Origin of the sequence: Streptomyces sp. NPDC049954, from assembly GCF_040656295.1 — a bacterium.
In the GTDB taxonomy this organism is placed as follows: Bacteria; Actinomycetota; Actinomycetes; order Streptomycetales; family Streptomycetaceae; genus Streptomyces.
Genome location: NZ_JBFALS010000006.1, coordinates 396,155 through 414,926, shown reverse-complemented (window position 1 = coordinate 414,926; position 18,772 = coordinate 396,155). Strand labels below are relative to the sequence as shown.

Sequence of the window (18,772 nt, the reverse complement as noted above, 5' to 3'; positions counted from 1 at the left end):
GCACGGTCGCGCCGCCGGACGGCGGGGACCCCGAGTGGTCGCCCTACTCCCCCGGTGGCCGCTTCGCGTGTTTCGGGGCGTGTTTGACGTGGGTGCGCAGGCGGGAGCCGACGTCCTCCGGGGGCAGGAAGCGGGACCAGCGCTCGGGGTACTCGGAGGGCATGTCGGGGTCCGCGGAGTCCTCCGGGCGGGCGGCCCGGACGGCGGCGGCCCGCGCGATCACCTCGGCTGCCTCGGCCTCCCGGGCCCGTTCGTTGGCGGCGCGGCCCGCGGCGGTCGCCACGGAGGGCCACACGCGGTCGATGGCCGCGTTGACGGCGGCGCCGACGAGGACGGCGAAGGCGGAGACGCCGATCCACAGGAGGACCGCGACGGGCGCGGCGAGCGAACCGTAGATGGTGGGGCCCTCGATGGTCGAGGTGAGGTAGATGCGCAACAGGGCGCTGCACACGACCCACATCGCGAGGGCGACGAAGGAACCGGGGACGTCCTCGATCCACGGGGAGCGCACCGGCACGGACACGTGGTACAGCGTCGTCAGGAAGATGACGGACAGGACGATGACGACGGGCCAGTACAGGATCTGGACGGCCGTCTCGCTCCACGGCAGGACGTCCACCACCGTGTCGGGGCCCGCGACCAGCAGCGGCAGCGCGACCGAGCCGATCGCGAGGCCCACGACGAACAGGCCGAAGGAGAGCAGTCGCGTGCTGACGATGCCGCGCACCCCGTCGAGGCCGTACATCACGGTGATCGTGTCGATGAAGACGCTCACGGCGCGCGAACCGGACCACAGCGCGAAGACGAAGCCGAGGGAGATGATGTCGATCCGGCCCCGGGTGACGTCCTCGAAGATGGGCTCGGCGATCTCGCGCACCCCCTGGTCGGACAGGACGGTGCGGGAGGCGTCGAGGATGTTGCGCTCGACGCTCGCGATGGTGTCCGCGCCGGTCCACGCGTCGACGTAACCGAGCAGTCCCAGCAGGCACAGCAGCAGCGGCGGAACGGACAGCAGGGTGAAGAACGCGGCCTCGGCTGCGAGGCCGAGGATGCGGTACTCCATGCAGGAGTTGACGGTGTCCTTGATCAGCAGCCAGGCGGTCCTGCGCTTGGAGACGTTGCGGTAGAGCGCACGGACGCGCCTGAGCCGCCCGGGACGTCGCCGCGCAGCTGTTTCTTTTGCCTGGTGCACCTCCTTACCGTATCCGTATGGCAGCCAGCACCCACACAGTGACCAACCAGCCTCCGCCCCTGGTCGGGTACGACGTCTACGGCTCCGACCGGGCCCTCACCGAGGCCGTCGAACGGCACCTGGACGCGGCCTTGCTCGACGAGGCCCGAACCGAGCTGACGGAGCTGGGCCGCTCGGCCGGCTCGGCCCAGGCGCAGGAGTGGGGGGCGCAGGCGAACGAGAACCCGCCGACGCTGCGCACCCACGACCGCTACGGCCACCGGATCGACGAGGTGGACTTCCATCCCGCGTGGCACCGGCTGCTCGGCCACGCCGTGTCCGCCGGGCTCACGAACGCCTGGAACCGGCCGGGCGGGCACGTGCGCCGGGCCGCCGGCTTCCTCGTGTGGACCCAGGCGGAGGCGGGGCACGGCTGCCCGCTGTCGATGACGCACGCGGCCGTCCCCGCGCTGCGCGCGGAACCGGCGCTGGCCGGGCAGTGGGAGCCGCTGCTGACCTCCCGGGTGTACGAGGAGGGGCTGCGGCCGGCCGCGCGGAAGGCCGGGGCGCTGTTCGGGATGGGCATGACGGAGAAGCAGGGCGGCAGCGACGTCCGCGCCAACACGACGCTCGCCCGCGGGCTGCCGGGCGAGGGCGAGTACGCGCTGACCGGCCACAAGTGGTTCTGCTCCGCCCCGATGTCGGACGGCTTCCTGGTGCTCGGGCAGGCGCCGGACGGTCTCACCTGCTTCCTCGTGCCCCGGGTCCTGCCGGACGGGGAGCGCAACGTGTTCGCGATCCAGCGGCTCAAGGACAAGCTCGGCAACAAGTCGAACGCGTCGGGCGAGGTCGAGTTCGACGGGACGTGGGCGCGGCGGGTCGGCGAGGAGGGGCGCGGGGTGCGCACGATCATCGAGATGGTCGCCGCGACCCGGCTGGACTGCGTCCTGGGCTCGGCGGCGGTCATGCGGCAGGCCGTCGCGCAGGCCGTGCACCACGCCGCGCACCGGGAGGCGTTCGGCGGCCCGCTCGTGGACAAGCCTCTGATGCGCAATGTTCTGGCCGACCTCGCCCTGGAGTCGGAGGCGGCCACGACGCTCGGGCTGCGGCTCGCGGCGGCCTACGACGCGGCCGCGGCCGGTGACGAGCGGGAGCGGGCGCTGCTGCGGCTCGCGGTGCCCGCCGCCAAGTACTGGGTGACCAAACGCTGCACGCCGCTCGTGGCGGAGGCGCTGGAGTGCCTGGGCGGCAACGGCTACGTCGAGGAGTCCGGCATGCCGAGGCTGCTGCGTGAAGCGCCGCTGAACTCGCTGTGGGAGGGCTCGGGCAACGTGCAGGCGCTCGACGTGCTGCGGGCCCTGAACCGGGAGCCGCGGGCGCTCGACGCCTTCCTCACGGAGGTCGGCCGGGCCCGGGGCGCCGACCACCGGCTGGACGCGGCCGTCAAGGAGCTGCTGCACGAACTGTCGGACCTGGACGGGATCGAGGCGCGGGCGCGGCGGCTCGTGGAGCGCATGGCGCTCGTGCTCCAGGGCTCGCTGCTGGTGCGCCACGCGCCCCCGGAGGTCGCCGACGCCTTCTGCGGCTCGCGCCTGGGCGGGGACTGGGGCCGGGCCTTCGGGACGCTCGCGCATCCGCTGCCGACCGGGGCGATCGTGGAACGCGCCCGGGTCGAACTCCCGTCCTGAACAAGGGTGTCCGTGCCAGGTCTCCGCGCCAGTCCTCGGTACGAGGTGTGCGTACCGGGCCGAGGCGGGGCGGGAAGGGGGGGCGGGGGTGATGCTGCGCCGACACGGCACCACCCCCGCTCACAGCGCCCCGCGAGGGGCACGCGGCGCCGTCGAGCGGCGCCGCGCCCAGCATCGGGTGCCGCGGGCCCCGGTCGCGAGAGTTGCAAGGGGTTGCAATCGAATGGCCGATTCCCGGCGGCGAGGGGGCCCGCACCGCGAGGATGGGGGGTGCCCCTCGCGCCGGCGGTCACGTCGGCACCACCTCCGTCGGTCCCGCGCCGGCGGCACGAGTTTCGGGAGCCTCCCGTGCGGATCACGCAGGCCGGGCCGGACGGCCCGCCCCGTCCGGTCATCGACGCGTCGTGGCGCCGGGTGCGGCGCGGCGGACTCGATCCGCACCAGGACCTGGAGGGCGCCCCGCTGACGGCGGACGCGCTGGAGTGGCGCAGACGCGGCTCGCGGATGCGGGAGGCGCTCCCGGTGCTGGGCCGCGGCCTGGCCTCCGCCGTGTCCGAGACGGCGGGGCAGGTCATGGTGGTGACGGACGCCGAGGGCCGCGTGCTGTGGCGTTCCGGCAGCCACCGGGCGCTGCGGCTCGCGCAGGGCATCCACCTCGCGGAGGGCACCGTGTGGGCGGAGGAGGCGACCGGGACCAACGCGATCGGCACGGCGCTCGCGACGGGTTCCGCCGTCCAGGTGCACGCCCGCGAGCACTACGTGCGGCGCCTGCACCGCTGGACGTGCGCCGCGTCCCCGGTGCACGACCCGCGGGACGGGAAGCTGCTGGGCGTGGTCGACCTGAGCGGCCCCCAGTCGACCTTCCACCCGGCGGCGCTCGCGCTGGTGGACTCGGTGGCCCGGCTCGCGGAGTCCACGCTGCGGGTGCACCACCTGGAGGCCGTCGAGCGGCTGCGTTCGGTCGCGGCGCCCGTCCTGTGGTCGGTGGGCGGCCGGGCGGTCGCGGTCGACCCGGACGGCTGGGTGGCCGGGGTCACCGGGCTCGCCCCGTGCGACCGGCTGCAACTGCCCGGCGCCCTGACCGCCGGGGCCCCGCCGGGCCGCGTCCGGGTGCCCTCGCTGGGCCTGTGCGCGGTGGAACCGCTCCCGGGCGGCTGGCTGTTGCGGGCCGTCGCGGAGGACGAGGGGGTGGGGGACGAGGCGCCGGGGCGGGTCGTCCTCGACCTGAGCGCGGCCCGTCGCGCGACGGTGACGGTGTCGGGACCCGCGGGTTCCTGGACCCGGGACCTGAGCCCGCGCCACGCCGAACTCCTGTACGCGCTCGCGGTGCGCCGGGAGGGGCGCTCGGCGGCGCAGCTCGCGGTGGACCTGTTCGGCGATGCCAGCAGGACGGTGACGGTGCGCGCGGAGCTGTCCCGGGTGCGGCGGACCCTGCGCGGGGTGCTCGACCACCGCCCGTACCGCTTCCGGGAGGGCTACGAGGTGGAGGTGCTCGCCCCGCGCGAACCGGCGGCCCTGCTGCCGCACTCGGCGGCCCCGCTGGTACGGCGGGCGCGCGGGGAGGAACCGGGGGCGCGGTGAGGGCGGCGGGACCCTCGTGGTTCGCTGACGTCATGAGCAGCATCACTGTGACCACGTGGTCCCTGGAGCAGACCTCGCCGGGCGACCTGCGCCCGGCCGGGGGCGCCCCCGACACGGTGCGGGTGGCCCGTGCCGAGGTCCCCTCCCCCGAGTTCAGCCGTTTCCTCTACACGGCGGTGGGCCAGGACGTGACCTGGACCGACCGGCTGTCGTGGAGCCACCGCGAGTGGCGGGAGGTGCTGGAGCGGCCGGGCACCGAGACCTGGGTGGCGTACGAGAACGGCACGCCCGCCGGCTTCGCGGAACTGGCCGGCCAGGACGAGGGCGCCGTGGAGATCGTCTACTTCGGGCTGCTCCCGGCCTTCCGGGGGCGCGGTATCGGCGGTCACCTCCTGTCGTACGCGACCGCGCGCGCGTGGGACCTCGCGTTGCGGCATCCCGAGCGCGACGTGAGCAAGCGGGTGTGGCTGCACACGTGCAGCAAGGACGGTCCGCACGCCCTGGAGAACTACCGGCGCCGGGGCTTCACGGTGTTCGAGACCCGCACCGAGGAGGAGCCGTTGCTCGCGACGCCGGGCCCCTGGCCGGGCGCCGGGCTCTGAGCGCGGCGGACGTGGGCGGGGCGGGCAGGCGCGCGGAGGCGGGGCGAGGGCGGCGGTGAGTGCGGCGGTGAGTGCGGCGGTGACGGCTCCCGCACGAAGGCGCCCGGTCTCCCCTCCGCTCCCGCCCGCGTCCCTCCCGCGCCCGCGCACCGTCGCTTCCGCCCCTCCGCCCCCACCCATGCGTCTCGCTATTCGGGACACGTTCGTCCACATTCCGGATAATGGTGGACTGGCCCGAGATCCTCGTGCCACGCTTCCGTCATGTCTTCAGCTGGAATCGCCTTGGTGAGTCGGCGGCACGTCGATCTCGGCCGCATGTCCAGCGCCATCTGTCGGGCGCGCTGACGGTCCCGGTTCCGCCGCGAGAACCGCCCGCCCCCTGTCTCCACCCGCCGCTTCCTGAGCCGCCCCTCCCCGCCATCGCCTGCGCAGCGCCGCGCACGCATGCCCGTACGCGCAAGGCCGGAGCCGCCCGCCTGCCGTCTCGAAGGACGTATCGCCATGGCCGACGCCCCCACGCCCCCCGCACCCGCACCGCGACGCAAGACCGGCCGTCACCGCGGCGAAGGACAGTGGGCCGTAGGACACTTCACCCCGCTCAACGGCAACGAGCAGTTCAAGAAGGACGACGACGGTCTCAACGTACGGACACGTATTGAGACGATCTACTCCAAGGCGGGTTTCGACTCGATCGACCCGAACGACCTGCGCGGCCGGATGCGCTGGTGGGGGCTGTACACGCAGCGCCGGCCCGGGATCGACGGCGGCAAAACGGCCGTACTGGAGCCGGAGGAGCTGGACGACGAGTACTTCATGCTCCGGGTGCGGATCGACGGCGGGCGGCTGACGACCGAGCAGTTGCGGGTGATCGGCGAGGTCTCGCAGGAGTTCGCGCGCGGCACGGCGGACCTGACGGACCGCCAGAACGTCCAGTACCACTGGATCAGGATCGAGGACGTCCCGGAGATCTGGCGGCGGCTGGAGGCCGTGGGCCTGTCCACGACCGAGGCGTGCGGGGACACCCCGCGCGTCGTGCTCGGCTCCCCGGTCGCGGGCATCGCCGAGGACGAGATCATCGACGGCACCCCGGCGATCGAGGAGATCCACCGCCGGGTCGTCGGCAACCCGGAGTTCTCGAACCTGCCGCGCAAGTTCAAGACGGCCGTGTCGGGCTCCCCGCTGCTGGACGTCGCGCACGAGATCAACGACATCGCCTTCGTCGGCGTCGACCACCCCGAGCACGGACCGGGTTTCGACCTGTGGGTGGGCGGCGGGCTGTCGACCAACCCGAAGATCGGCGTGCGGCTGGGCGCCTGGGTGCCGCTGGAGGAGGTCCCCGACGTCCACGTCGGTGTCCTGTCGATCTTCCGTGACTACGGCTACCGGCGGCTGCGCACCCGGGCCCGGCTGAAGTTCCTGGTCGCCGACTGGGGCGCGGAGAAGTTCCGGCAGGTGCTGGAGGACGAGTACCTGCACCGCAAGCTCGTGGACGGCCCGGCCCCGGCCGACCCGGTCGAGCGCTGGCGCGACCACGTCGGGGTGCACCGGCAGAAGGACGGCCTGTTCTACGTGGGCTTCGCCCCGCGGGTGGGCCGGGTCGACGGCACCGTCCTCACCAAGATCGCCGACCTCGCGGCGGAGCACGGCTCGGGGCGGCTGCGCACGACCGTCGAGCAGAAGATGCTGGTGCTCGACGTCGCCGAGGACCGGGTCGACTCGCTCGTGGCGGGCCTGGAGGCGCTGGACCTCGTCGTCCACCCCTCACCGTTCCGGCGCGGCACGATGGCCTGCACGGGCATCGAGTTCTGCAAGCTCGCGATCGTCGAGACGAAGGCGCGCGGCGCCTCGCTCATCGACGAACTGGAGCGCAGGCTGCCGGAGTTCGACGAGCCGGTCACCATCAACCTCAACGGCTGCCCGAACGCCTGCGCCCGTATCCAGGTCGCCGACATCGGCCTCAAGGGCCAGCTCGTCATGGACGAGAACGGCCGGCAGGTCGAGGGCTTCCAGGTCCACCTGGGCGGCGCGCTCGGCCTCCAGGCCGGTTTCGGCCGCAAGGTGCGCGGGCTGAAGGTCACCTCGGAACAACTCCCGGACTACGTCGAGCGCGTGCTGCGCCGTTTCCAGGAGGACCGCGAGGAGGGCGAGCGTTTCGCGACCTGGGCGGCCCGCGCGGACGCGGAGGCCCTGTCGTGAGTGAGCGCGCGGCGCCCTTCTACTGCCCCTACTGCGGGGACGAGGACCTGCGGCCCGGCGAGCAGGGGCACGGCTGCTGGGAATGCGCGGCCTGCAACCGGGCCTTCCAACTGAAGTTCCTCGGGCTGCTCGCCCGGGGACTTCAGCGCCACGACGGCGAAGGGGATCAGCTCTCATGACGACCATCACCCCGATATCCCAGGACGCGCAGCCGTCCGAACTGGCCGCGCTCGCCGAGCGGGCGGGCCGCGAGCTGGAGGAGGCCCCGGCCCTGGAGATCCTCCAGTGGGCGGCCGGCACCTTCGGCAGCCGCTTCTGCGTGACCTCCTCGATGGAGGACGCCGTGGTCGCGCACCTCGCCTCGCGGGCCAGGCCCGGCGTGGACGTGGTGTTCCTGGACACCGGCTACCACTTCCCGGAGACCATCGGCACCCGCGACGCGGTCGCCGCCGTGATGGACGTGCACGTCATCACGCTCACCCCGCGCCAGTCGGTCGCCGAGCAGGACGCCGAGTTGGGCCCGAAGCTGCACGACCGCGACCCGGACCGGTGCTGCGCCCTGCGCAAGGTCGCCCCGCTTCAGGAGGGCCTCGCCGGCTACGCGGCCTGGGCGACGGGCCTGCGCCGCGACGAGTCGCCGACCCGGGCGAACACCCCGGTCGTGAGCTGGGACGAGAAGCGGCAGAAGGTCAAGGTGTCGCCGATCGCCCGCTGGACGCAGCAGGACGTCGACGCGTACGTCACCGAACACGGCGTGCTCACCAACCCGTTGCTCATGGACGGCTACGGCTCGGTGGGCTGCGCCCCGTGCACCCGGCGGCTGCTGGAGGGCGAGGACGCCCGGGCCGGCCGCTGGTCGGGCAGCGCGAAGACCGAGTGCGGTCTGCACGGCTGATGACGAGGACCATCCCGCACCGGGCGTTCCCGGGGCAGAGCGAGGAGAAAGACGTGACCGGAGCCACCGTCTGGCTCACGGGTCTGCCGAGCGCCGGCAAGACCACCATCGCCCACGAACTCGCGGGCCGGCTGCGCGCCGAGGGGCGCCGGGTGGAGGTCCTGGACGGCGACGAGATCCGCACCTTCCTCTCGGCCGGGCTCGGTTTCGGCCGCGGCGACCGCGACACCAACGTGCAGCGCATCGGTTTCGTCGCCGAACTGCTCGCCTCCAACGGCGTGTTGACACTGGTGCCGGTCATCGCCCCGTACGCGGACAGCCGGGAGGCGGTGCGCAAGCGGCACCAGGCGGAGTCCACCGGCTACGTCGAGGTGCATGTCGCGACCCCGGTCGAGGTGTGCGCGGTACGCGACGTGAAGGGCCTGTACGCGAAGCAGGCGGCGGGTGAACTGTCCGGGCTGACCGGGGTGGACGACCCCTACGAGGAGCCGGCCTCGCCCGACCTGCGTATCGAGTCGCAGGGGCAGACACCGGCCGAATCCGCTTCGGCGCTGTACGCGCTGCTCAAGGAGAGGGGTCTCGTATGACCACGGCAACCGCGACGCAGGGCGGCACCGACAGCCCGTTCGCGCTCAGCCACCTGGACGCGCTGGAGTCGGAGGCGGTGCACATCTTCCGCGAGGTGGCGGGGGAGTTCGAGCGACCGGTGATCCTGTTCTCCGGCGGCAAGGACTCGATCGTCATGCTGCACCTCGCGCTCAAGGCCTTCGCCCCGGCGCCGGTGCCCTTCTCCCTGCTGCACGTCGACACGGGGCACAACTTCCCCGAGGTGCTGGAGTACCGGGACCGCACGGTCGCCGCGCACGGACTGCGGCTGCACGTCGCCTCGGTGCAGGACTACATCGACGACGGGCGGCTGCGCGAGCGGCCCGACGGCACCCGCAACCCGCTCCAGACGGTGCCGCTGACCGAGGCGATCCAGCAGAACCGTTTCGACGCGGTGTTCGGCGGCGGCCGGCGCGACGAGGAGAAGGCGCGCGCCAAGGAGCGGGTGTTCTCGCTGCGCGACGAGTTCTCCCAGTGGGACCCGCGCCGCCAGCGCCCCGAGCTGTGGCAGCTCTACAACGGGCGGCACGCGCCCGGCGAGCACGTGCGGGTGTTCCCGCTGTCGAACTGGACCGAGCTGGACGTGTGGCAGTACATCGCCCGCGAGCACATCGAACTGCCCGCCATCTACTTCGCGCACGAGCGCGAGGTGTTCCCGCGCAGCGGGATGTGGCTGACCGCCGGGGACTGGGGCGGCCCCAAGGAGGGGGAGCCGGCCGAGCGGCGCCTCGTGCGCTACCGCACCGTCGGCGACATGTCCTGCACCGGCGCCGTCGACTCGGACGCACGGACGCTGGAGGCCGTGATCGCGGAGATCGCCGCCTCCCGGCTGACCGAGCGCGGTGCGACCCGGGCCGACGACAAGATGTCCGAGGCCGCCATGGAGGACCGCAAGCGCGAGGGGTACTTCTAAGATGACCAGCAGCACCGCACCGGCCTCCGCCGCCGAGGCCCTCGACGCGAGCGCCACGACCCTGCTGCGCTTCGCGACGGCCGGCTCCGTGGACGACGGCAAGTCGACGCTCGTCGGCCGCCTCCTGCACGACTCGAAGTCGGTCCTCACCGACCAGCTGGAGGCCGTGGAGCGCGCCTCGCTCGGGCGCGGGCAGTCCACCCCGGACCTCGCGCTGCTCACCGACGGACTGCGCGCCGAACGTGAGCAGGGCATCACGATCGACGTGGCCTACCGCTACTTCGCCACCCCCCGGCGGCGGTTCATCCTGGCCGACACCCCCGGGCACGTGCAGTACACGCGCAACATGGTGACGGGTGCCTCGACCGCCGAACTCGCCGTGGTCCTCGTCGACGCGCGCAACGGGGTCGTGGAGCAGACCCGCAGGCACGCGGCGGTCGCCGCGCTGCTGCGCGTCCCGCACGTCGTCCTCGCCGTCAACAAGATGGACCTCGTGGAGTACGCGGAGCCGGTGTTCGCCGCGATAGCCGAGGAGTTCACGGCGTACGCGACGAAGCTGGGCGTCCCCGAGGTGACGGCCATCCCGATCTCGGCGCTCGCCGGGGACAACGTCGTGGAGCCCTCCGCGCGCATGGACTGGTACGGCGGGCCGACCGTGCTCGAACACCTGGAGACGGTGCCCGTCAGCCACGACCTGACCGGCTGCCCGGGGCGTTTCCCGGTGCAGTACGTGATCCGGCCGCAGACCGCCGAGCACCCCGACTACCGCGGGTACGCCGGCCAGGTGGCCTCCGGGGCGCTGCGCGTGGGCCAGCGGGTCACCGTACTGCCCTCGGGGCGGACCTCGACGATCAGCGGGATCGACGCCCTGGGGCACGAGACCGACATCGCGTGGGCCCCGCAGTCGGTGACGGTGCGCCTCGCCGACGACCTCGACGTCTCGCGCGGCGACCTCATCGCCCCGGCGGACGACGCCCCCGAGGTCACCCAGGACGTGACGGCGACGGTGTGCCACGTCGCGGACCGGCCGCTGACGGTGGGCCACCGGGTCCTGCTCAAGCACACGACGCGCACCGTCAAGGCGATCGTCAAGGAGATCCCGTCCCGGCTCACGCTGGACGACCTCTCGCAGCACCCCCTGCCCGGGCAGCTCTGCGCCAACGACATCGGCCGGGTCGTGGTGCGCACCGCCGAGCCCCTCGCCCTCGACACGTACGCCGACTCGCGGCGCACCGGTTCCTTCCTGCTGATCGACCCGGCGGACGGGACGACGCTGGCGGCGGGCATGGCCGGGGAGTCCTTCGCGCGCTCCGCCGCCGAGGCCCTCGCCCCCGAGGACGAGGGGTGGGACTTCTGATGACCGCCACGTGGGCGCCCCGGCGCTCCGGGTGGGCCGCACCGCCGGCCACCCGGGACATGTACGCCGGTTTCGCCAAGGAGGGCGGCCGGGTCGGCAGCGGCGCACTGGGCGCCGGGACCGGGGGTGTCGCGCGATGTGTGTGACCCACGGCCCGCGCCGTTTCGCGCACCACCGGCCGCTCTCGCAGCGGCACCCGCTCCGCCCGCACCACTCGATCCGCCGAAGACCAGCCGACCTCCCCGGCACCTCCTGAACCCTCCCCGTCTCCAGGGGAGTCGCGAGGTCCGGGCCAACGAGAGGACCCCCTCCCGTGCCTGCCATCCGCCTGCGCCGCACGCTCGCCGCAGCCGCCGCTCTGCCCCTGCTCGCCGTCGCCCTGACAGCCTGCGGCTACGGCTCCAAGTCCGACGAGGGCGACGACTCCGGCTCGAAGGCGCCCGCCGCGGCCGATGCGAAGAAGCTCTCCACCGACACCGTGAAGCTCGGCTACTTCCCGAACCTCACGCACGCGACCGCGCTGGTCGGCATCGAGAAGGGGCTGTTCCAGAAGGAGTTGGGCGGCACCTCGATCAAGCCGTCGACGTTCAACGCGGGCCCCTCCGAGATCGAGGCGCTGAACTCCGGCTCGATCGACATCGGTTTCATCGGCCCCTCCCCGTCCATCAACGGCTACGCCTCCTCGCAGGGCAAGAGCCTGCGCATCATCGGGGGTTCGGCCTCCGGCGGCGTCAAGCTCGTGGTGAACCCGAAGAAGATCAAGAAGCTCGACGACCTCAAGGGCAAACGGATCGCGACCCCGCAGCTCGGCAACACGCAGGACGTGGCCTTCCTCAACTGGATAGCGCAGAAGGGCTGGAAGGTCGACGCGCAGAGCGGCAAGGGCGACGTCTCGGTGGTGCGCTCCGACAACAAGGTGACGCCGGACGCCTACAAGTCCGGTTCCATCGACGGGGCCTGGGTTCCGGAGCCGACCGCATCGAAGCTCGTTTCCGAGGGCGCGAAGGAGCTGCTGGACGAGCGGGACCTGTGGCCGGACAAGAAGTTCGTGATCACCAACATCATCGTGTCGCAGAAGTTCCTGAAGGCCCACCCGGACGTCGTCGAGGCGGTGCTGCGCGGTTCGGTGAAGACCAACGCGTGGATCAACGCCCACAGCGGGGAGGCCAAGGAGGCCGCCAACCAGGCGCTGGAGAAGCTGAGCGGCAAGCCGCTGCCCGCCGAGCAGCTCGACCCGGCGTGGAAGTCCATCCAGATCCTGGACGACCCGCTGGCCGCGACGCTGCAGAGCGAGGCCGACCACGCGGTCAAGGCCGGGCTGCTGAAGAAGCCCGACCTCGACGGGATCTACGACCTGCGTCCGCTCAACAAGGTGCTGAAGGCCGAGGGCGAGCCGGCGGTGGACGACGCCGGACTCGGCGTGAAGTAACCGACGCCCTTCTCAGAGCAGTTCGCCGACCACTCCCCCAGCCCAGAGCCCCCAGGAGGTGACGGACCTGTGGCGACCACCTTCGCCAAGGCCGAGGACGACAGTGCCCGGACGGAACACGCGGCCCGTATCGCGCACGTGTCGAAGTCCTTCCCGACCCCCGGCGGGCAGCAACTCGTGCTGGACGACATCACCCTGGATGTCGCGCCCGGCGAGTTCGTGACCCTCCTGGGGGCCTCGGGCTGCGGGAAGTCGACGCTGCTCAACCTCGTCGCGGGCCTGGACCGGCCCTCGGCGGGGACCATCGCGACACCGGGCGGCCGGCCCGCCCTGATGTTCCAGGAACACGCCCTGTTCCCGTGGCTCACGGCGGGCAAGAACATCGAACTGGCCCTGAAACTGCGCGGGGTGCCGCGCCCCGAGCGGCGGCCGCGTGCCGAGGAGCTGCTGGCCACGGTGCGGCTCCAGGGCGCGTACGGGAAGCGGGTGCACGAGCTGTCGGGCGGGATGCGGCAGCGCGTGGCGCTGGCCCGCGCCCTCGCCCAGGACAGCCAACTCCTCTTGATGGACGAGCCGTTCGCGGCGCTGGACGCGATCACCCGGGACCTGCTGCACGACGAGCTGACCCGGGTGTGGCGCGAGACGAACCTGTCGGTGCTGTTCGTGACGCACAACGTGCGCGAGGCCGTGCGGCTGGCCGAGCGCGTCGTCCTGCTGTCCTCCCGGCCGGGCCGGGTGGCGCACGAGTGGACGGTGGACATCCCGCAGCCGCGCCGTATCGAGGACACGGCCGTCGCCGAGTTGTCCGTCGAGATCACCGAGCAACTGCGTGGGGAGATCCGCCGCCATGGCCAGCACTGAGATCAAGGACGCCGAGCGGGCGAGGGAGTCCGAGGAGGCGGGCGACCTCGCGGGGCTCGACGCGCTGGACACGGTGCAGTCCAGCCGCCGCACCACGCTGCGCGACACCCTGGTGCACAAGGTGCTGCCGCCCGCGGTGTCGGTCCTCCTGGTCCTCGTCGTGTGGCAGGTCCTGGTGTGGGCGGAGGTCACCGACTCCTACAAACTGCCCTCCCCCTCGGCGGTGTGGGACGAGGTGGTCACCGCCTGGACCGAGGGGACGCTGCTCGGCTACATCTGGACCAGCGTCTCGCGGGGCCTGCTCGGCTTCGCGCTGGCCCTGGTGATCGGCACCCCGCTCGGGCTGCTCGTGTCGCGGGTGCGGTTCGTGCGCGCGGCGATCGGGCCGATCCTGTCCGGGCTCCAGTCGCTGCCCTCGGTGGCCTGGGTGCCGCCCGCGGTGCTGTGGCTGGGCCTGAAGCCCTCGATGATGTTCGCGGTGATCCTGCTGGGCGCGGTGCCCTCGATCGCCAACGGGCTGGTCGCGGGCGTCGACCAGGTGCCGCCGCTGTATCTGCGGGCGGGCCGGACGCTGGGCGCGACCGGGCTGCGCGGTACGTGGCACATCGTGATGCCGGCCGCGCTGCCGGGCTACATCGCGGGGCTCAAGCAGGGCTGGGCCTTCTCCTGGCGTTCGCTGATGGCGGCTGAGATCATCGCCTCCTCGCCCGACCTCGGGATCGGCCTCGGCCAGCTCCTGGAGAACGGCCGCACCAACAGCAGTATGTCCATGGTCTTCCTCGCGATCCTGCTGATCCTGATCGTGGGGATCGCCATCGACCTGCTCATCTTCAGCCCGCTGGAGCGGCACGTGCTGCGTTCGCGCGGGCTCCTCGTCAGGAACTGAGCCGCCCATGACCGTCCGCCCCGCCCCGCACCACCGCCCCGCCCTGCTCGTCGTCGCCCACGGAAGCCGCGATCCGCGCCACTCCCGGACGGTGCGCGCGCTGGTGCGGCGGGCCGGGCGGCTGCGGCCGGGGCTGCGTGTGGCCACCGCCTTCCTCGACTTCGACACCCCTTCGGTGCCGCAGGCCCTGGAGCGGCTCGCGGCGCAGGGCGTCCACGAGGTCGTGGCCCTCCCGCTGCTGCTGACCCGCGCCTTCCACGCCAAGTCGGACATCCCGGCCGTACTGGAGGAGTCCCGCCGCCGCGTGCCGGGCCTCCGGGTGCGTCAGGCGGACGTGCTGGGGCCCTCTCCGCTGCTGACGGCGGCCCTGGAACGGCGCCTGGCGCAGGCCGGATCGCTCCCCCGGGAACGGTCCGTGACCGGCGTCGTCCTGGCCTCGGCGGGCTCCTCCGACCCGGAGGCGATCGCGGTGATCGCAGACATCGCGCGGGAGTGGCGGCACACCGGTTGGTGCGCCGTGCGGCCCGCGTTCGCCTCCGCCTCCCTGCCGCGCGCCGAGGACGCGGTACGGGAACTGCGCGCGGCCGGCTGCGCGCGCGTCGCGGTCGCCCCGTACGTCGTGGCCCCCGGCTTCCTCCCGGACCGGATCGCGCGCGGGGCCCGTGAGGCGGGCGCCGACGTCCTCGCGGGGGTGCTCGGCCCGGCGCCGGAACTGGCCGCGCTGCTGGTACGGCGCTACGAGACGGCGGCGCGCGAGGTACCGCACCAGCCCCTCCCCGCCCTCGCCGGGGCTTGATCCCGCCCTGCCCCCAGTCGAACAGGGGTACTACCCTTTCGCGAATGACGCCTGAACTGCGCACGGAACGCCTGCTGCTGACCCCCTACAGCCGCGCCGACGAGGCCGACTTCGTGGCGCTGTTCCAGACGGCGACCGTGGGGCGCTGGTTCGGCGACGGGATGCGCACCGAGCAGGAGGACCGCGCGGTCTTCGCCCGGATCTTCGCCCTCGTGTACGCCGAGGAGCGTTTCCCGGTGTGGGCGGTGCGCCGCGCGGGCCGCTACGTCGGCCACGCCGAGATCAAGCCGTCCCCCGAACCCTGGCTGGACGGCCACGAGATCGTCTACGGCCTCGAACCGGCCCACCAGCGCCGGGGCCTGGGCACCGAGGTGGCGCGGGCCCTGACGGCGTACGGCCACCAGACCCTGGGCCTGCCCGAGGTGCACGCCACGGTCGACGCCGAGAACGCGGCCTCCCTGGCCCTCCTCAAACGCCTCGGCTACGTCCACGTCCGCGACGTCACGGAGGAGGACGGCCGCGTCACGTGCCTGCTGACGTCGAGGGCGGCGGACCCCGGCCGGCCGGCGCCCGAGGCCGGGGAGGAACCCGGCCCCGATGACCGGGAGCACGTCGCGAAGGAGTCGTGAAGCACGGAGGGCAACGGCAGGACGGCCACCGGGCGCCGGGTGAAGTCAGCGGTGTCGAGAATCATCCTCGGCTCTCGCCGACGGGCCCGGCCCGGAAGCGGATGACCCGCTTGCCGGAAGCCGGGTTCCCACGCCTTGACGCCTGGCGATGATGTGTCAGGCCCCGCACCTCTTCAGGCAACCAACAACGACGACCTCGGTGATGTGCCGGCGGGTTGGGCCGGCACATCACCGCGCGGCTTCATCCGGCGTTTGCCAGCAAGGGAGCCTTGTCGAGGAACACGGGGAGCGTCTTGTGACCGTTCATGATGAACGTGCCCTGTGGATTCAGTTCCGAGGGCTCCACGGCCAGTCGGATGTCAGGGAACCGCTCGAAGACCGCCGGAAGGGCGATCCTGGCCTCAAGACGGGCCAGCGGCGCGCCGAAGCAATGGTGAGTGCCATGGCCTCGTCCCTTTCAACATCGTGCTGCCGACCTGCTCGGCGATCATTCACCACGGCGGCCACGGCACGCTGGCGGCCTCGCTGGTAGCGGGCATCCCGCAGCTGGTCGTGCCCAACGTCTACTGGAACGAGAAGTGGTGGGCTTCGGTCGCGTTGGCCAACGGGTTGCAGGAACAGGGGGCCGGAGCCTACGTCGCCGACGCCGATCAGCTCACGGCCGACCTGCTGAGAGAGCACCTCGTGAAGGCGCTGACCGATCCCGGCTTCGCCAAGAACGCCGCCCGGTTGCGCGACGAGCACCTACGGAGCCCGACCCCCAACGACACCGTCTCGGTGTTCGAGAAGCTGGTGGCACAGCGGGGGTGACGACCTGGTGGGCGAGGGAGACGGTCTGCGGCGGGCGGGGCCCGCTCGCCACCGCGCACCGGGTCGTGACCCGAACGGTGGTCTCGTGATCCCGGTGGCACGTGGATGTCGATCCTCGGCCATCGGATCCGACCTTGGCGTGAGGGGCCCGGCCAGTGGCCCCCGACGAGGCGAGGAGTTGATTGAGCATGGGCCGGCCCGTGGTGCATTTCGAAATCATCGGGACCGATCTGAACGCGCTGCGCGACTACTACGGTGGTCTCTTCGACTGGGAGTTCAACACCGGTGACGCGGTCAGCGAGAAGGTCTCGCAGCCGGGGAAGTACCACTTCGTGGACGGCAGCACGACCGGTGACGGGGACGGCATCAACGGTGGCGTCTGCGGCGGCGACGGCTTCGAGCAGAGGGTGCTGTTCTACGTGGGGGTGCCCGATGTCGAGGAGGCGCTCCGCAAGGCGGAGTCCCTGGGCGGCAAGCGGCTGCTCGGCCCCGAGCCGAGGTCGGGAGACTTCACCGTCGGGCAGTTCGCCGACCCCCAGGGCAACGTGATCGGCGTGGCCGGCCCGTCAGCCTGAGCCGGGCGGACCAGAGGGAGACGCCGTCGACGGCTCGGTATGGTGAACCGAAGAAGGGGGCGTGATGAAGTACCTACTCTTGATCTGCAGCAACCCGGAGAACTGGGAGCACCCGCTGTTCCTGCGCAATCCGGAATTCCTGGAGATGTCGGAGACCGACCGGAAAATGCTGACCCAGCAGTCCGACGCCCTGCACCGGGAGATCACCGAGTCCGGTGAGTTGCTGGTGGCCGCAGCGCTCGCGGACCCGGCGCGCGCCCGCACCGTCCGGGTACGCGAGGGCGTCCCCACCACCACGGACGGCCCCTACGCGGAGATCAAGGAACAGTTCGCCGGCTACCTCGTCGTGGACTGCGAGAGCGAGGAACGGGTGATCGAGATCGCCTCGCGCATCCCCGACGCCCGGTTCGGCAGCGTGGAGATCCATCCGATCATGAACACGTCCGGCCAGGAGATGTGAGCGACAGCGACCGCATCGAGGGCCTGCTGCGCCGACTGGCGCCGCAGGCCCTCGCCGCCCTGGTTCGGCACTACCGCAACTTCGAGACGGCTGAGGACGCCGTCCAGGAAGCCCTGCTCGGTGCCGCGACGCAGTGGCCAGAACAGGGCGTGCCGAACAGTCCGCTGGGGTGGCTTATCAGGGTCGCATCCCGCAGGATGATCGACCTGCTGCGCAGTGACCAGGCCAGCCGGCAACGTGAGGAGCGAGCCCACGCCCGGACCTCTCCGGACGAGATGTTCGTGCCTGCAGCCGACGAGCAGCCGCACGACGCGGACGACACGCTGGTCCTGCTGCTGCTCTGCTGTCATCCGAGCCTCACCCCGCCCTCGCAGACCGCGCTCACGCTGCGTGCCGTCGGCGGCCTGACCACGGCCGAGATCGCGCGGGCCTTCCTGACTCCCGAGGCGACCATGGCCCAGCGCATCAGCCGTGCGCGGCAGCGCATCCGGGCGGCAGGCGCCATGTTCGAGATGCCGCCCGAACCCGAACGGACGGATCGGCTGCGCGTCGTACTGCACGTGTTGTACCTGATCTTCAACGAGGGGTACACCGCGACCTCGGGACCGGACCTGCAACGCGCCGACTTGACCAGGGAGGCGGTCAGGCTGACCCGCATGGCGCACCGGGCACTTCCCGAGGACGGCGAGCTCGCCGGTCTTCTGGCGCTGATGCTGCTGACCGATGCCCGGCGCCCGGCCCGTGTCCGGCCCGACGGCAGCCTGATTCCGCTGGCCGAACAGGATCGCGACCGGTGGAACCGGAAGTCCATCGAGGAGGGCCTGGCCCTCGTCACCCGTACCCTCTCGCGCGCCCAAGTGGGTCCTTACCAGTTGCAGGCGGCCATCGCCGCGGTGCACAGCGAGGCGGCACGGGCCGAGGACACCGACTGGCCCCAGATCATGCGGCTCTACCGCCTGCTGGAAGCAGCGTCTCCGAGTCCCATGGTCATCCTCGGCCACGCCGTCGCGGTCGCGATGGTGGACGGCCCTCACACCGGTCTCCGGATGCTCGAACCAATGACCGGTGACAGGCGACTGTCGAGCCACCACCGCCTGCACGCCGTACGCGCGCACCTGCTGGAGATGGAGGGCGATGACACGGCTGCCCTCGACTCCTACCGGCTGGCCGCCCGCCTGACGACCAGCCTTCCCGAACAGCACTATCTGCGCAGTTGTGCGGCCCGGCTCCTTGGGAAGGCCGGTGGCGAGGGCACCGCGGCCACTCGGCCGGCCTGATCGACAAGGCGTGCCGGAAGACGTCCTGCGGGTCGTAACG

General features: G+C 72.3%; 20 protein-coding genes. 19 read left to right on the top strand and 1 reads right to left on the bottom strand.

The window, feature by feature from the left end; all coding sequences use genetic code 11:
• Positions 1–43: 43 nt before the first annotated feature.
• Positions 44–1,192, bottom strand: coding sequence for a YihY/virulence factor BrkB family protein (locus AB0J21_RS16300; protein ID WP_363146607.1), 1,149 nt, complete (start codon positions 1,190–1,192; stop codon positions 44–46).
• Between the two features lie 17 nt (positions 1,193–1,209).
• Here AB0J21_RS16300 and AB0J21_RS16295 point away from each other — a divergent pair, with 17 nt between their 5' ends.
• The 19 genes from AB0J21_RS16295 to AB0J21_RS16205 all read left to right on the top strand — a co-directional run bounded on the left by AB0J21_RS16295 (position 1,210) and on the right by AB0J21_RS16205 (position 18,732).
• Entirely contained in the window at positions 1,210–2,859 is a 1,650-nt protein-coding gene (locus AB0J21_RS16295) for an acyl-CoA dehydrogenase family protein (RefSeq protein WP_363146606.1), read from the top strand.
• A 348-nt stretch (positions 2,860–3,207) separates the two neighbouring features.
• Positions 3,208–4,440, top strand: coding sequence for a GAF domain-containing protein (locus AB0J21_RS16290; protein ID WP_363146605.1), 1,233 nt, complete (start codon positions 3,208–3,210; stop codon positions 4,438–4,440).
• A 32-nt stretch (positions 4,441–4,472) separates the two neighbouring features.
• Positions 4,473–5,042 (top strand): GNAT family N-acetyltransferase, encoded by a 570-nt coding sequence (locus AB0J21_RS16285; RefSeq protein ID WP_363146604.1) that lies wholly within the window; start codon positions 4,473–4,475, stop codon positions 5,040–5,042.
• A 261-nt stretch (positions 5,043–5,303) separates the two neighbouring features.
• Positions 5,304–5,387, top strand: coding sequence for a putative leader peptide (locus AB0J21_RS16280; RefSeq protein ID WP_363146733.1), 84 nt, complete (start codon positions 5,304–5,306; stop codon positions 5,385–5,387).
• 156 nt (positions 5,388–5,543) lie between these two features.
• The gene (locus tag AB0J21_RS16275; RefSeq protein WP_363146603.1) at positions 5,544–7,238 is read left to right on the top strand and encodes a nitrite/sulfite reductase; all 1,695 of its coding nucleotides are present in this window, start codon (positions 5,544–5,546) and stop codon (positions 7,236–7,238) included.
• A complete protein-coding gene (locus tag AB0J21_RS16270) occupies positions 7,235–7,417 on the top strand; it encodes a hypothetical protein (protein WP_363146602.1) in 183 nt (60 codons plus the stop codon). The genes AB0J21_RS16275 and AB0J21_RS16270 overlap by 4 nt, the downstream gene beginning before the upstream one ends.
• Positions 7,414–8,133: a phosphoadenylyl-sulfate reductase gene (locus AB0J21_RS16265; RefSeq protein WP_363146601.1), complete on the top strand. Its 720-nt coding sequence runs from the start codon at positions 7,414–7,416 to the stop codon at positions 8,131–8,133. The genes AB0J21_RS16270 and AB0J21_RS16265 overlap by 4 nt, the downstream gene beginning before the upstream one ends.
• Positions 8,133–8,720, top strand: coding sequence for an adenylyl-sulfate kinase (gene cysC, locus AB0J21_RS16260; RefSeq protein ID WP_363146600.1), 588 nt, complete (start codon positions 8,133–8,135; stop codon positions 8,718–8,720). The genes AB0J21_RS16265 and cysC overlap by 1 nt, the downstream gene beginning before the upstream one ends.
• Positions 8,717–9,652: a sulfate adenylyltransferase subunit CysD gene (gene cysD / locus AB0J21_RS16255; protein ID WP_363146599.1), complete on the top strand. Its 936-nt coding sequence runs from the start codon at positions 8,717–8,719 to the stop codon at positions 9,650–9,652. Before cysC ends, cysD begins: the two co-directional genes overlap by 4 nt.
• A gap of 1 nt (position 9,653) precedes the next feature.
• Positions 9,654–11,009: a GTP-binding protein gene (locus AB0J21_RS16250; protein WP_363146598.1), complete on the top strand. Its 1,356-nt coding sequence runs from the start codon at positions 9,654–9,656 to the stop codon at positions 11,007–11,009.
• Positions 11,010–11,322: 313 nt separating this feature from the next.
• Complete coding sequence (locus AB0J21_RS16245) at positions 11,323–12,438, top strand: aliphatic sulfonate ABC transporter substrate-binding protein (RefSeq protein WP_363146597.1); 1,116 nt, start codon at positions 11,323–11,325, stop codon at positions 12,436–12,438.
• A gap of 69 nt (positions 12,439–12,507) precedes the next feature.
• Positions 12,508–13,299 carry an ABC transporter ATP-binding protein gene (locus AB0J21_RS16240; protein ID WP_363146596.1) on the top strand — a complete coding sequence of 264 codons (792 nt, stop codon included), beginning with the start codon at positions 12,508–12,510 and terminating at the stop codon, positions 13,297–13,299.
• Positions 13,286–14,185, top strand: a complete 900-nt coding sequence (locus tag AB0J21_RS16235) for an ABC transporter permease (RefSeq protein WP_363146595.1) — start codon at positions 13,286–13,288, stop codon at positions 14,183–14,185. The genes AB0J21_RS16240 and AB0J21_RS16235 overlap by 14 nt, the downstream gene beginning before the upstream one ends.
• Positions 14,186–14,192: 7 nt before the next feature.
• On the top strand, positions 14,193–14,981 hold the full coding sequence (locus AB0J21_RS16230) for a sirohydrochlorin chelatase (RefSeq protein WP_363146594.1): 789 nt from the start codon (positions 14,193–14,195) through the stop codon (positions 14,979–14,981).
• 44 nt (positions 14,982–15,025) lie between these two features.
• A complete protein-coding gene (locus tag AB0J21_RS16225) occupies positions 15,026–15,610 on the top strand; it encodes a GNAT family N-acetyltransferase (protein WP_363146592.1) in 585 nt (194 codons plus the stop codon).
• A 465-nt stretch (positions 15,611–16,075) separates the two neighbouring features.
• Positions 16,076–16,420, top strand: a complete 345-nt coding sequence (locus tag AB0J21_RS16220; protein WP_363146591.1) for a nucleotide disphospho-sugar-binding domain-containing protein — start codon at positions 16,076–16,078, stop codon at positions 16,418–16,420.
• A 200-nt stretch (positions 16,421–16,620) separates the two neighbouring features.
• Positions 16,621–16,995, top strand: a complete 375-nt coding sequence (locus AB0J21_RS16215) for a VOC family protein (protein WP_363146590.1) — start codon at positions 16,621–16,623, stop codon at positions 16,993–16,995.
• Positions 16,996–17,059: 64 nt separating this feature from the next.
• Positions 17,060–17,455, top strand: a complete 396-nt coding sequence (locus AB0J21_RS16210; protein ID WP_363146589.1) for a YciI family protein — start codon at positions 17,060–17,062, stop codon at positions 17,453–17,455.
• Positions 17,452–18,732 (top strand): sigma-70 family RNA polymerase sigma factor, encoded by a 1,281-nt coding sequence (locus AB0J21_RS16205; RefSeq protein ID WP_363146588.1) that lies wholly within the window; start codon positions 17,452–17,454, stop codon positions 18,730–18,732. The genes AB0J21_RS16210 and AB0J21_RS16205 overlap by 4 nt, the downstream gene beginning before the upstream one ends.
• The last annotated feature ends 40 nt before the right edge of the window (positions 18,733–18,772 follow it).